11 protein-coding genes are annotated in these 12562 nt (G+C 65.2%); 1 reads left to right on the top strand and 10 read right to left on the bottom strand.

Annotated features, from left to right (window positions below; all coding sequences use genetic code 11):
* Positions 1-112 precede the first annotated feature (112 nt).
* The 8 genes from HS122_08180 to HS122_08215 all read right to left on the bottom strand — a co-directional run bounded on the left by HS122_08180 (position 113) and on the right by HS122_08215 (position 8065).
* The gene (locus HS122_08180; protein MBE7538373.1) at positions 113-808 is read right to left on the bottom strand and encodes an outer membrane lipoprotein carrier protein LolA; all 696 of its coding nucleotides are present in this window, start codon (positions 806-808) and stop codon (positions 113-115) included.
* Positions 784-1455, bottom strand: a complete 672-nt coding sequence (locus HS122_08185) for a hypothetical protein (GenBank protein MBE7538374.1) — start codon at positions 1453-1455, stop codon at positions 784-786. The genes HS122_08180 and HS122_08185 overlap by 25 nt, the downstream gene beginning before the upstream one ends.
* Positions 1448-2563 (bottom strand): hypothetical protein, encoded by a 1116-nt coding sequence (locus HS122_08190; GenBank protein ID MBE7538375.1) that lies wholly within the window; start codon positions 2561-2563, stop codon positions 1448-1450. Before HS122_08190 ends, HS122_08185 begins: the two co-directional genes overlap by 8 nt.
* 34 nt (positions 2564-2597) lie before the next feature.
* A complete protein-coding gene (gene sufS, locus HS122_08195; GenBank protein ID MBE7538376.1) occupies positions 2598-3830 on the bottom strand; it encodes a SufS family cysteine desulfurase in 1233 nt (410 codons plus the stop codon).
* Between the two features lie 83 nt (positions 3831-3913).
* On the bottom strand, positions 3914-4861 hold the full coding sequence (locus HS122_08200) for a phosphatidate cytidylyltransferase (protein ID MBE7538377.1): 948 nt from the start codon (positions 4859-4861) through the stop codon (positions 3914-3916).
* Between the two features lie 13 nt (positions 4862-4874).
* On the bottom strand, positions 4875-5486 hold the full coding sequence (locus HS122_08205; protein MBE7538378.1) for a 1-acyl-sn-glycerol-3-phosphate acyltransferase: 612 nt from the start codon (positions 5484-5486) through the stop codon (positions 4875-4877).
* On the bottom strand, positions 5483-6130 hold the full coding sequence (locus HS122_08210; protein ID MBE7538379.1) for a CDP-alcohol phosphatidyltransferase family protein: 648 nt from the start codon (positions 6128-6130) through the stop codon (positions 5483-5485). Before HS122_08210 ends, HS122_08205 begins: the two co-directional genes overlap by 4 nt.
* A gap of 78 nt (positions 6131-6208) precedes the next feature.
* On the bottom strand, positions 6209-8065 hold the full coding sequence (locus tag HS122_08215; protein MBE7538380.1) for a GreA/GreB family elongation factor: 1857 nt from the start codon (positions 8063-8065) through the stop codon (positions 6209-6211).
* A 142-nt stretch (positions 8066-8207) separates the two neighbouring features.
* On the opposite strand from HS122_08215, the gene HS122_08220 reads away from it, so the two are divergent.
* On the top strand, positions 8208-9521 hold the full coding sequence (locus HS122_08220) for an RNA methyltransferase (protein ID MBE7538381.1): 1314 nt from the start codon (positions 8208-8210) through the stop codon (positions 9519-9521).
* Positions 9522-9543: 22 nt separating this feature from the next.
* Here the strand turns inward: HS122_08220 and HS122_08225 are convergent, their stop codons facing one another.
* Positions 9544-10590, bottom strand: a complete 1047-nt coding sequence (locus HS122_08225; protein MBE7538382.1) for an aspartyl protease family protein — start codon at positions 10588-10590, stop codon at positions 9544-9546.
* 247 nt (positions 10591-10837) lie between these two features.
* A complete protein-coding gene (locus tag HS122_08230) occupies positions 10838-12160 on the bottom strand; it encodes an MFS transporter (GenBank protein MBE7538383.1) in 1323 nt (440 codons plus the stop codon).
* Between the last annotated feature and the right edge of the window lie 402 nt (positions 12161-12562).

Below are 12562 nucleotides of genomic sequence, written 5' to 3' on the forward strand. Positions count from 1 at the left end.
AGCATGGTTGGAGACTCAAACCTTTCAAGCCAAACCCTCCAGGTTCGATCCTGTGGTCACTGGACTCCCGGTCTGCGCACCATCTGAACGGCAGCCTGAAATGTAGGCTGGGTCAGCGGAACCAGGCGGAAAGCTCGGCGGGAGTGAAGGTGAGACCGGTGCGCGTTGTGCCGACGTGGATTTCGATGCGCTGCCGGTCGCTGCGGCGGAGTTCGATGAGGAGCACCGCGTCCTCCTGGCCGTGCACTATGATGCGTCCGAGCGAGATGTCGCGCGCAGCGGCCTCGGGTTTGGGTTCGAACACGACGCGCCAGGCTATGCCGTCGCGCGCGCCGTAAATGATGAAATCGCGCTCGAGCACGGTCGTGTCGAAGCGCAGCACTTGGAGCAGCGTGCCGGTCGCACCGCGGGCGCGGGGATCCGAGCCGATGTCGTGCACGCGGCCCTTGGAGTCGCGCACGGCGATGCCGCCGGCGTCGATCATGACGCAGGATTCCTCCGGCGTCAGGTAGTGCAGGCTGAGCCCGTGGTCGGGCGAGAGGCGCATCTCGCCGGTGAGCACAATGGGTCGTTTGCGGATCGGCATGAAACGCAGTTCCTCGAACTGTGAGTGGATGCCGCCCTGCGACGCCAGGGTCTGGAATAGCGCGCGCCAGGAGGAGTCGCCCGCGAGCGTGAGCCGGTGCTCGGGTGACACGATGTCGTCCGGCAGCGCGGCGCGCAACGCATGGGAGACCGCCATGGCCGCCACGAGCAGCGCAGCGATGCCGAGGATGCGCGATTTCAAGTCCAGGTGAGTGTGAGCCATTGTCCGGAGGCAATGAGACCCGAGAACGGCGTCCGGGTGCGCAGGAGATCGAAAAAATGTGGGAGCGTGAGTGCCGGAGCCTTGGAGCCGGGAGTGCTTGTTGCGGGCCGTTGGTCGAGGCGGATGCGACCCAGGGCGGACTCCTGATTTCGAGCCAGGGTCATTGCAAATGCGAAGGTGCGGTCGCTTGCGGCGCCGTGTTCGAGCATCCAAGTGCCGCGCTCCTCTCCGCCGCAGAGAATCACGCGGGGTGAATCGCACAGTAGTGCGACCTCGAGCGCACGGGCGGCGAGGCGATGGCTTCCTGTCATGGGAAAGAACTGGTGCACTGGCCGCTGGGTCGCTACCAGGGCCTGCTGCACGCCGCTGGGGTGGATAGATGTCTGGAAAAGCGTGGGGCTCGGACTTGGGAAACTGTCGAGAAAGGCTTCGAGCGCGCGGGCTTCACCGTTGGCCGATGCATACACGATGGGTTCGCCCCCGGTGGCGCCGATGTTTTGGATCGTCGCGCCGACGAGATGGCCGAGCTGGGTCATGCGGCGGCCCGCGCCGCGCGGGAAACGATCCTTGAGTCGCTCGCGGGTCTCGGCGGGCGACTCCATTCCCGGGTCCTCGATGGAGAGCAGTGAGATGCAGGCCTCAGGCATGGCTGACAAGCATGGCGGCGTGCGCGCCGCCAAAGGCGTTGCTGGTGCAGAGCACGGAATCGTAGGGTGCGGCGTCAAACGCCTCGAACTGCACGGCTGGCGAAAATGCGGGCGGGGCGCTGGCGACGGTGCCGGGGATTCTGCCGCCGGTGGTGGCGGCGAGGGCGATGGCGAGTTCGACGAGTCCGCAGCTGCCGAGCGTGTGGCCGATGGCGCCCTTCCAGGCGACAAGGGGCGACTCCGAAAAACGCGAGCCCAGGCGCGTCGCTTCCAAGCGTCCCGCCTCGAGTGTGCCGGTGCCGTGGCCCTTCACCCAGAATTTTCTGCCTTCCGTCGCGGGAAGGATGTCGGCGAGGCAGGTTTCGAATCCAGCGCCGTCGGGCTGGTTGGCGGTGAAGTGGAACATCTCGTTGTGCAGGCTCTGCGCAGCGAGGGTGAAATCGCCGCGATCCCGGGTGAGAATGGCGAAGGCCGCACCGTCTCCGAGCGCGATGGAGCCGGTGGCACGATCCTGGTAGGGTGCGGGCATTTCCGAGTTGAGGATCTTCAGCGCGTGAAAGCCGCCGGTCACAAAGGGGCTGAGGAAATCGAAGGAGAAGACGAGAACCTCGTCGGCGAGTCCCGCTTTAAGCAGCCGGGATCCGTGCAGCAGTCCGAGGTGGGCCGAGACGCAGGCGTGGGAAAACGTCGTGATGTTGTCGCCCCAGCCTAGTTGCGCGGTCAGCCAGTCGACGCAGGCGAACGGCGTGCCGTGGGCGAGGAAGGCGGTGTTTCCGCTGCGCCGGAAGGCGTGCAGCGCGCCGACGCCGAAATTGGAACTCGTGATGATCACCGGGCGGCGCACGGAGCCCCAGTCGCCCTGCGGCAGCCGCTCGAGCATCCTGCGCACGCACGCGAGCCAGTTGGGCGGGCATGTCTCGTCGAGGCCGCGCCTGCCCGCCAGGCCCAGCGGCACCGGATCGCCTCCGTCCTGGCCGAGCACGGGCAGGAGCGAAAGCGCGCGCCGGCCGTCCAGCAGGCCCGCGAGGGTGGCGCGGGTGTCGCCGAGAGCCGTGAGGCATTCGCAGGCCGCGATCCGCGGGCCCGTGTGTTTGGAAACTGGATACATGCGGACGGAAGGCGCGGCGAAACGGCCGTGCCGCTCAGGAGGTGCCAAAGAACCGGCTGATGCGCCGCAGGCTTGCGACCAGGGCATCAATGTCGGCGGGTGTGTTGTACACGTAGAAACTCGCGCGCACGCTGCTCGGCAGGCCGAGCTTCTTCATCAGCGGCTGGTTGCAGTGGTGTCCGCCGCGCAGGGCGATGCCGTCCTGATCCGCGAAGGTGACGACATCGTGCGCATGCACATCGCGCAGGGCGAAGCTCACGAGTCCCGCGCGTTTCCCGGTTGGGCCGAGGATGCGGATGCCGGGGATTTCCGATAGCGCGGCGTAGGCGGCCTCGGCGAGGGCGTGGTCGTGCAGGCTGATTTCCGGACGACCGATCTCGTCGATGTAGTCCATCGCCGTGCGCAGGGCGATGGCGTCGGCGACGTTCGGCGTCCCTGCCTCGAAGCGCTCGGGTGCGGGCTTCCAGCGGCTGCCGCTGTATTCGACCAGGCTGATCATGCCGCCGCCGGTCTGCCAGGGGGGCATGGCGTCAAGCAGCGAGCGGCGGCCGTAGAGCGCTCCGATGCCGGTGGGGCCGGCCATCTTGTGACCCGAGAAGGCGAGGAAGTCGCAGCCGATCGCCTGGACGTCGACGGGCTCGTGGCCGATGGACTGGGCTGCGTCGACGACGGTGACCGCACCGACGGCGCGCGCGCGGCGGCAGAGCTCCGCGGCATGGTTGATGATGCCGAGCGTATTGGAGATGTGGGTGAATGCGAAGACCTTCACCTGCGGGGTGAGGAGGCTGTCGAGCGCCGCGAGGTCGAGGCCGCCCTCGGCGTTTGCGCCGAGAATCGGAAGGTACTTCACGCGCGCGCCGGTCCGCTCCGCGATCATCTGCCAGGGCACCAGGTTTGAGTGATGCTCCATTTCCGTCAGCAGGATGACATCGTCCTTTTTCAGGTTGGCCGCCCCCCAGCTTTGCGCGACCAGGTTGATGGATTCGGTCGTGCCGCGCGTGAAGATGATCTCGGCGGGATCCGCGGCGTTGACGAACCGGGCGGCCCGCGTGCGCGCCGCCTCATAGCCGTCGGTTGCGCGCATGGAGAGCGCGTGCAGGCCGCGGTGGACGTTGGAGTTGTCCTTCTCGTAGTAGGCCGTGAGTGCGTCGATCACGGCGCGCGGCTTGTGGGTGGTCGCCGCGTTGTCCAGGTAGACAAGCGCGCGCCCGCCAACGGACTGGTGCAGTGTGGGAAACTCGGAACGAAGATCGCGACCGCCTAGCATGGTCGTCCAATTAACTACACTCCCCGAGTTCTGTCACGCCGGAGTTTGATTTTCTCCCCTGCTAGCATCTGGCCGTCCGGCGCCTACGTGTAGAAATAGCGAACGAGGTGGAAGAACAGCGGGGCGGCGAAGCAGAGTGAGTCGATGCGGTCGAGCATGCCGCCGTGGCCCTCGATCATCGCGCCGAAGTCTTTTACTCCGCGGTCGCGCTTGATCGCCGACATCACGAGGCCGCCGCTGAAGCCCATGAGGCAGATGGCCAGCGCCATGAGCGCGGCCTCCCAGGGCCTGAAGGGCGTGATCCACCAGAGGGCGGTGCCCAGCAGAACCGCCGAGGCGATGCCGCCGGCGAAACCCTCGACGGTCTTGCTCGGGCTGACGAGGGGGGCGATCTTGTGTTTTCCAAGGGTCTTGCCCCAGGCGTACTGGAGGACATCGCTCATCTGCACGACGCAGACGAGGAAACAGAGCAGCTTGGCGTTCTGTCCCTCGAATCCGGGGATGCGCAGGGTGAGCAGCGCCGGTGCGTAGCTGACAAAATAAACGCACACGATCAGCCCCCACTGCATTCGCGCGCTGCGGGCGAGGAAGTCCGTGGTTTCGCCCGCGATCGCGCAGCGGATCGGAATCCACAGCGAGGCGTAGACCGGGATCAGGATGCTGAAGAGTCCGTACCAGTCGGTCCAGATGAAGTAGTAGTGGACCGGCAGTATGATGAAGAACAGCCAGAGGAGCACGCGGTGGTCGCCGCGCCGCGTGGGGGCGAGTGTGACGAACTCGCGGAGGGCGAGAAAGGACATTGCCGCGAAGAGCAGCGTCGATCCGAGGCGGCCGGAGGCCACGGCGGCGGCGAAGAAGGCGACCATCACCCACCAGGCGCGGATGCGGGCGTTGAGGTTTCGAACGACGGCGCGCGCATTGTCGGACGAGACCCTGCGCGAGAGGATCCAGCCGATGAGCGACGCGATGAGCAGGAAGCCGATCAGTCCCTCGAAAAACCAGCGCGCGTGCGCGTCGTGGATCAGGTTCATGGTGGAAGGCGCGTCACGGATGCTCACGCAGCGCCATCACGGCGAGCCGTGCGCGTTCGGAAAAGGCGTCCTTGGTTTCCGCCCTGATCCGAGGCAGGGCGGGGCCGAAGGTGACGGAGCAGATCAGCGGGATGGGGAGCAGTTCACCCTTGGGGAGGACGCGGTTGAGGTTGTCGATCAGGACCGGAACCAGCTCCGCCTCCGGGTGCTGTTCGGCGAGATGAAAGAGACCGCCCTTGAAGGGCTCGGGGTCGGGACCGCTGGAGCGGGTTCCCTCGGGAAAGATGATCAGGGAGTCGCCCGCGGCGAGGACCTCGCCCAGGTCGCGCACGGGGTTGTTGGTGCGCGTGACATGTTTGCGCTCGATGAGCACCACGTTGAACACCGCGTTCGACGCGAGCCAGCGCCGCAGGGGGCCGCCGGACCAGTAGTCGCGGGCGGCGGCGGCGCGCGTCCGTGCCTGCACGCTCCGGGGAAGCACTGACCACAGCACGACGAAGTCGAGATGGCTGGAGTGGTTGGCAAAAAAAATGCGCGGTCCTGCGGCGTCGAACGCGCCCGGGATCCAGCGGCCGCGTGCGCCGGTGAAGAGACGGACCAGCGAACTGAGAAACGATGCGATCATCGGGCGTGCAGCGCGCGGGCGATGCGCCTCAGCCGGCGGATGAAGGTCACGGCAGCGCCAGCGATGATGAAGGCGAGCCCATAGACGAGGATCAGGCGGCGCTCGCCCAGGAGCGACTCTCCGGCGGCGGCCAGCGAAAACACGGTGAGGAAGAACATGCGGTGCTGCTTGGCCATGGGTCCGCGGAAGTCCTGGGGAAAACCCAGGCTGCCGCCGAGCAGGCGAACATAGGCGGTGGAGACCGCGAGGACCGCGGCCAGCCATCCCAGAGTTGCGCCGTAGGCCGCCATGGATGCGTACCCGGCGCCGATCAGGAAGGCGGAGTCCTCGAGCCGGTCCGGCACCTCGTTGAAAAGGTCGCCGGTCTTTGATTTCAGGCCGCATTCGACGGCGATCAGGCCGTCGATCATGTTGCACAGGAGGCGGAGCTGGATGCTGATTGCGGCGGCGACCAGGAGGATCGCGCGTGTGGAGCCCGTGTGGGTGCCGGCGAAGAAAAACGCGACGCCTCCGGCGACGGCGATGAATATGCCCGCGACCGACACCCCGTTTGGAGTAACGCCGATTCCGGCGAGTGATCGGGCGAGGGCACCGGCCCAAGGCGCGGAGCGTGTCTTGAGGGGGCGTCGATTCATCGCTTCCATGACTGATGCAGTGGAGCGGCAATCAGACGGTGATTCAAGATGTTCGGCGCGGCTTCGAAACGGCAGCCGGCTTGCCTGCTATTTTTTCGGCTGTTTGTCCGCGTAACGCGCAATCGCGGTGATCGTATAGCTGTCCTCGGAGTTGCCGATCTTGACCTTGACGTGGTCGCCGGTGCGCTTGGAAAGCAGCGCCAGCCCGAGCGGGGTCTTGTAGGCGATGACGTGATTCTCGGGATCGCTGTCCCAGGCGCCCAGGATCGTGTAGCGGGTGGAGTGCCCCGTGGTCTGGCTCTTCACGTCAACGATCGAGCCGACGCTGACCTGGTCGGCATTGGCGTCCTTGAAATCGGTGATGCGCGCGCGCTCGAGGTCGCGCTCGAGGAGGGACTTCTGCGCCATGAGAACCTGCTGGTCCTGCTTGGCCATCTTGTACTCGGAATTTTCCTTCAAGTCACCGTGCTCGCGGGCGGCGGCGATGGCCTTGGAGTTCTCGGGGATCTTGCGGGAAACGATCGTCTCGTACTCCTCGCGCTTGCGCTCATAGCTGTCGCGCGAGACCAGCAGCTGCTCCTCGCGGCCCTCGGCCTCGGAGGCTACGAGCGACTGGATGCTCGGGAAGATCTTGATGAAGCGGGCGAGGAGCGACTTCTTGGTGAGCTCCTCGAAGCCCTGGTTGAGCATCAGGGTGTTTGCGAGATCGCGGGCGGTCTCGGGATCGGCGGTGGAGAGAAGATCGCCGATCAACTCGGCGTCGTCGCTGAGGATGTCGCCGAGGGGAATGCGGCGCGCGGAGGCGGACTGGAGCGCCTCGTAGTCGATCGCGAAGAAAATGGCGTTCAGCAGGCGCGGCGTGATCATGTCATGGAGCAGCCGCGCAAACTTCTTCGAGTGGCGGTTCTTGACGATCCAGAGGAGGACAGGCGCGCGCAGGTTCTGCTCAGTCTGCCAGCGCTTGAGGACGGCGGCGAGCTCATCGGTGTGGCCGTGCTCGACGAGGAAATTGATGCACTCCGTCGTGAACTTTCCCTGGGAGGTCTTCAGCAGGGCGAAAACGAGGTCGCGGGACTCAATCGGATGCGTTTCCTGAACGAGTTCGAGAAAACGGCTCTGGAAGTGAACCGGGATCTTTTCCGCGATCGCCGGCAGGTCGCGGGTGTTGGCGATCAATTCGGCCTGCGAAGGCTCGAGCGTGGCGGGATCGACCTTGGCCAGACGGGCCAGGTCGTCGCGCACCGCGGCGCCGTAGAGACGGCTGGCGGCGTCGAGCTGGTTGGAGTCCTTCACGGACTCTGTGACACCGGCAAGAATGGAGGAGAGGTCGGTCTTGGACTCGCCCTTCTCAGCGGCGCTCACGAGCTCCTCCGCGAGATGGATGCGCCGGCGGGCGGAGCGGGTCGCGCTGAAGCTTTCAAGAATCTCGTCCTCGGCGGAAACGGGGATTTCGCGCAGGACATAGCATTCCGTCTTCTTAACGGGAATCGCGATGCGCGGATCCTTGGCGATGGCCTTTTTTGCACCGGACCACCAGCGCTTGAATTTGTCCTCGCCGACCGCCTGGGCCAGGGTCAGTTCGAGATCGATCGCTGTGGTCGCGTTGTTGGGATAGGCCTGCAGGGATTCGACGATGAGCTGGGCCGGATCGTTCGCGATCAGTTCGGCGATATGACCGGCATCGGTTTCCTTGCGGACAAGCAGGTGTTTCGCGGGAAGAACCTCCATCGTCGTCAGGCAGAAGGCGGGATCCATCGGATGGGCCTTCTTGTTGGCGAAATCGATGATCAGCTTCTGGTTGCCCTCATCGTAGCGCTGGATCTGGCCGAATCCCCAGCTCCGATGGATCACATAGGCCCCTGGTTCCATTGTTTCCAGTTTGGCTTTGGCCGCCTTTAGTGACGGATTCTTGGCGACGAGCACGTTGACTGCCTCTGTGTTCATAAGCGGAAAGATTTACGTTCAGGACCTGAAAGAAAATCGTACCACGGCGGGTGATGTCAATCAGGCGGTGCTGGCGAAAGGTTTTCCCAACTGGTATTAGGCCTTGGCAATGGCGCGAACTCGGTCACCCTCCGGGCCGCGCATGTCGGATGGCTTCGAAGCTCCCCTCAACGCCGTACAATCATCGTCGTTTCCTTCCTGGGCCACCGCGGCCCGGCTGCTTGTGCGCTGGATGGAGCATCATGAACGTGCCGACGGTTTGCTCGAAAGCCTGCCGCGCGCGGCGTCGAAGGCGGATCGCCGCCGCGTGCAGCATCTGCTTTTCGGCGCATTGAGGCATCTCGGCCGGCTGGACGCCCAGATCGCGCGGTGGGTGCATCGCAGGCCGCGCGCGCGACTCCGGGCTGTGCTGCTGCTTGCGGGATTCGAGCTGATCGAAGGAGGCGGCCCGGGTCATGCGGCGCTTGTGGTGCATCATGCGGTGGAGCAGGCGAAGCGGCTGGCGAGTCCGGCCGAGGCGCGCCTTGTCAACGCGGTGGTGCGCAGGCTGGCGGGCTCGCTTCCCGCTCAATCGTCGCCGCCACCCGGTGCGCCGGCCGAGGAACTGGCCGAATATTTTTCGCATCCGATCTGGATGGTGAGGCGCTGGCTTGGTGCGTTCGACGCGGGCGCAACCCATGCGCTGCTTCGGCACAACCAGACACCCGCGTCGCTGCATGCGCGCTGGCGGGCCGCCGGCGAGGCTGTTCCTTCCTGGCTCACGCCGCTGGAGGTGGCTGATTTCCATGAGGTGGCGCCGGGTCACTGGAATGAGATCGAGCATGAACTTTCCGCGGGGCGCCTCTACATCCAGGATCCTTCCACCCGCTTCCCGGTGGACCTGCTTGCCCCGCAGCCGGGCGAAACGCTGCTCGACCTCTGCGCCGCGCCGGGAGGAAAATCCCTGCAGATTGCGGATCGCCTGTCCGCCGGCCGCATTGTCGCGTGGGATCTCCCGGGCGCGCGCATTGACCGGCTGAAGGAGAATCTGGGGCGCATTCGCGGTGTGGATGCCTCGTTGATCGAGGGAAACCTGCTGGAGTCGCCGGAGCACGTGCTCGCCGCGAGCCACCTGCCCTTGCAGTTTCCCGGCGTGCTGATCGACGTGCCGTGCTCGAACACGGGTGTGATGCGCCATCGCGTGGATGTGCGCTGGAGACTGCGCGAGGGCGACTTCGCCCAGCACGCCCGGCAGCAGTCATCCCTCCTTGCCGCAGCGGCGGCGCGCGTTGCTCCAGGCGGACGGCTGGTCTATTCAACCTGCAGCATCGACAGCGAAGAGAATGAGCGGGTCGTGCAGGCCTTCATCGATGAACGAAGGGGCGCGTGGTCGCTCGAGGCGCACAGCATTTCGAGGCCATGGGAGAGCGGTCACGACGGTGCGGCGGCGTTTCGACTGCGCCGCAGTGCGGGCTGATCCACGGGCGGCCGCGGCGCGACTACGGAACCAGCGGATAGACCCGGACGGCGAGGGTGGTTTCCACAACGCCGTTGAGAAATGTGAAATCCATTGACCCGGCGTCGGCGACGCAGGTTTCGAAACGTTGTAGTGACCACTCGGAAACAGGGACGCCGTCGATGCGGATCACCAGGTCGCCGGCTGTGACGCCCGCGCTCTCCGCGGGCGATCCCGGAATCACGGCCGCCACCTTCCAGTAGGCGGGAGTGCGGTTGAAGCTCATGCCTGTGCTCCGCTGGGGCGGCGGGGTGAAGGGGGCCGATGATTCCCGAAAGAATGAAACGTCTCCGCGAACCTGATCGAAGGACACGACGAAATTCCTGAGAATTGCACCGCCGATCGAGGAGAGCTCATCGGTGAGGTCGATGATGGGGCGCTTCAGCTCATAGACTCCAAGCCGCAGCGTGCCGGCCAGGCGCCCGATGCTCTGGGGACGCTCGCCGGTCAAGGTCGTGATGATGCCGCCCGGCACGGGACCGTAGGTGAAGGTTGTCTTGAGACCGACCGTGTTGAGGTGCAGCCCGCCGTCGCTGCCGGAATCGATCAGCGCCACGAGGGTCTGGCCGTCGAGGGTGATCGGAATCAGCGGTGTCTTCGTGACCGTGTCGAAATCGATCCGGGATCCCGGGCGCAGTGTTGCCGCGCCGCCGGTTGGTGAAAGCAGGATTCTGTTGTGCGGATAGTCGAGCGTGAGAATCGTCTGCCGGAAGATTGGAAATCCGAGTACGCCGTCGATCTTCTCACCGAAGTGGGCGGAAAGCCCGCTGAAGTCGTACACGAGTGCGGGCACGCGGTCGAACTGGGCGTCGCCCAGGATGATGCGTTTCACACTGACGGCCCTGAGCGTGGCGTTCTCACCGGAGGCGGAGCGCACGTTCACCTGCGGCAGGGTGGCGGCGGGTGCGGCGATTCCGAAGCGTTCGGCGAACTCGGGCGAAACGACGGTGACGGATGATCCGGTGTCGACGAGGAAACGCCAGGTTTCGTTCCTGCCGGGGTTGACCTCGACGATGAGGACATTGGTCACGATGCGCGCCGGAATGGAGACCAGCGGGGAAGCGAGCTTCGTTCGACCGGGAGTCGGATCCTGACGGAGGAGCGTGCAGCCTGAAAGCAGGGCGCACAGGCAAAGGATTGCCGCTGGGAAAGCCGGGAAGTGCAGAGGCCTGCGGCCTTCTTTGGGCGAGCGCGGGGCTGCGTGGTGCGGCGGGATGCAGCAACGGAAGGGCCGTGGCCGGGAGACCGCGGCGGTGACTGCGGCGTTGCCTTCCATCCTATCTCACGGGTGGACGCAGCGCGCGGCTCGCGCCCCAGCCGGTCAGGGCCAGCAGCGCGCCGGCGATGTAGAGCATGCGCGCTCCCGCGGTCCAGAAAACGATGCCGGCGGCGACCGGAGTGATTGCGCGAGAGAGAGAGCCCAGCGATCTGAAAAGGCCGAGCACCTTGCCCTGCTCATCCTCAGCGGCGTAGAGCGAGATCAGCCCGGTGGACGACGGGTTGACGAGTCCGCTGCCGAAGGCGAGCAGCGCCACGCCCGCATACAGCCATGCGGCCGTCGGCGCGAATGCCATGACCAGGAGTCCGATGAGCGACGCGACGAGTCCCAGTTTCAGCACATGGGTTTCGGATGTGCGCGCGAGGAGCCTGCGCACAATCATGCCCTGGGTGATGATCGAGCAGAAGCCGAGGAAGACCATCAGTATTCCGTTTTCGCGCGCCGTATAGCCGAAGCGTTCGGCGGCCAGGAAGGTCAGCGACGATTCCATGGCGACGAAGGCCACGGAAAAGATGAAGGCCACGAGGTTGATCCGCCGCACCTGTGGATTGGGCAGCCCCAGGAGGGATCGCAGCGGGTTGCGCAGACGCGTCTGCTTCTGTTTCCCGCGCGATTCGGGTGGCAGCGATTCGTGAAAGGCGCGGCCGATCCAAACGAGATTGATGAAGCCGAGTGCGGTGGCGATCAGGGCGGGGAAGGAGAAAGGATTTATGCCCCAGGCGGACAGGGACGGGTGCAGTTTCTCCAGATTGACCGCGACCGAAAACGCGCCGATGAGCGGTCCGGTTATCAGGCCAAGACCGAAGGCGGCGCCGACCAGGCCCATGGCCTTGGAGCGTTCCTGGCGGGTTGTGACATCGGCGACGGCGGCGGTCGCGACGGAAAGATTTCCCCCGAACGCTCCGGCGACGATCCGCGAGAGGACAAACAACCAGAACGATCCGCTCACCACCCAGAGTGCGTAGCTCAGCGTGGTCCCTGCGACGGTGAAAAGCAGCACCGGCCTGCGGCCGTGCCGGTCCGACAGGGCTCCCCAGAAGGGCGCAAAGAGGAACTGAAGCAGGGAGAACAACGAGCTGATGATGCCGCCGAAGAGCACATCGGGCAGGTGAGTCTCGTTGCCGAGAGCACGCGCGACCGTGTTCAGTCCTTCGAGCAGCGCCGCGAGAAGGCCGCTCTGCCCGTCGACCGTGAGGTAGTAGCGCAGCAGGTCCGGCGCGAGCGGGAACGCGATCGAGAATCCGATCAGGTCGATGTACAGCGTGAGGAAGATCACCCCCAGGGAGACCGGGCGGCGAGGAGAGAGGACGGCTGTTGACACGGAAGGGCGAGCAGAACGATTTTGCCGCGGGTCGCCAAGCGACAATCCCGCGGTTGCTCACAAATCGCGATCCATCATCCATTCATCCCAAGGGATGCGCACGCGTTGCGATAGCTGTCTACACACGCTGAATGGCGCATTCGGTTGTGAAGAGGTTGCGTTCGCGGAAGGCGGCTGGGGAGTCCCGGAGCAGCCAGCCGCGCGCCCAGGGAAAGGGGAGGGGCGAACCATGGCCGGTCGAGGCGGCGTTTCCTGGGTGGCATCGCATGGCGAATGCGGGCGGGTTGTGGGAATACAAGCGTGCCTGAAAAACGACCGGGTTCTTTGCCGCCGCTTCTAAAAACTACGACCATGACACCATATCTGCGGTTAATTTCTTTCGAACGATTTCGTGGATGCGTG

Source organism: Opitutaceae bacterium, assembly GCA_015075305.1.
Taxonomy (GTDB): domain Bacteria; phylum Verrucomicrobiota; class Verrucomicrobiia; order Opitutales; family Opitutaceae; genus UBA6669.

Excerpts from the sequence above, each read along its gene's own strand:
- HS122_08190 (MBE7538375.1), bottom strand. The coding sequence starts at position 2,563 with ATGTATCCAGTTTCCAAACACACGGGCCCGCGGATCGCGGCCTGCGAA.
- sufS (MBE7538376.1), bottom strand. The coding sequence starts at position 3,830 with ATGCTAGGCGGTCGCGATCTTCGTTCCGAGTTTCCCACACTGCACCAG.
- HS122_08205 (MBE7538378.1), bottom strand. The coding sequence starts at position 5,486 with ATGATCGCATCGTTTCTCAGTTCGCTGGTCCGTCTCTTCACCGGCGCA.
- HS122_08200 (MBE7538377.1), bottom strand. The coding sequence starts at position 4,861 with ATGAACCTGATCCACGACGCGCACGCGCGCTGGTTTTTCGAGGGACTG.
- HS122_08210 (MBE7538379.1), bottom strand. The coding sequence starts at position 6,130 with ATGGAAGCGATGAATCGACGCCCCCTCAAGACACGCTCCGCGCCTTGG.
- HS122_08215 (MBE7538380.1), bottom strand. The coding sequence starts at position 8,065 with ATGAACACAGAGGCAGTCAACGTGCTCGTCGCCAAGAATCCGTCACTA.
- HS122_08185 (MBE7538374.1), bottom strand. The coding sequence starts at position 1,455 with ATGCCTGAGGCCTGCATCTCACTGCTCTCCATCGAGGACCCGGGAATG.
- HS122_08180 (MBE7538373.1), bottom strand. The coding sequence starts at position 808 with ATGGCTCACACTCACCTGGACTTGAAATCGCGCATCCTCGGCATCGCT.
- HS122_08220 (MBE7538381.1), top strand. The coding sequence starts at position 8,208 with ATGTCGGATGGCTTCGAAGCTCCCCTCAACGCCGTACAATCATCGTCG.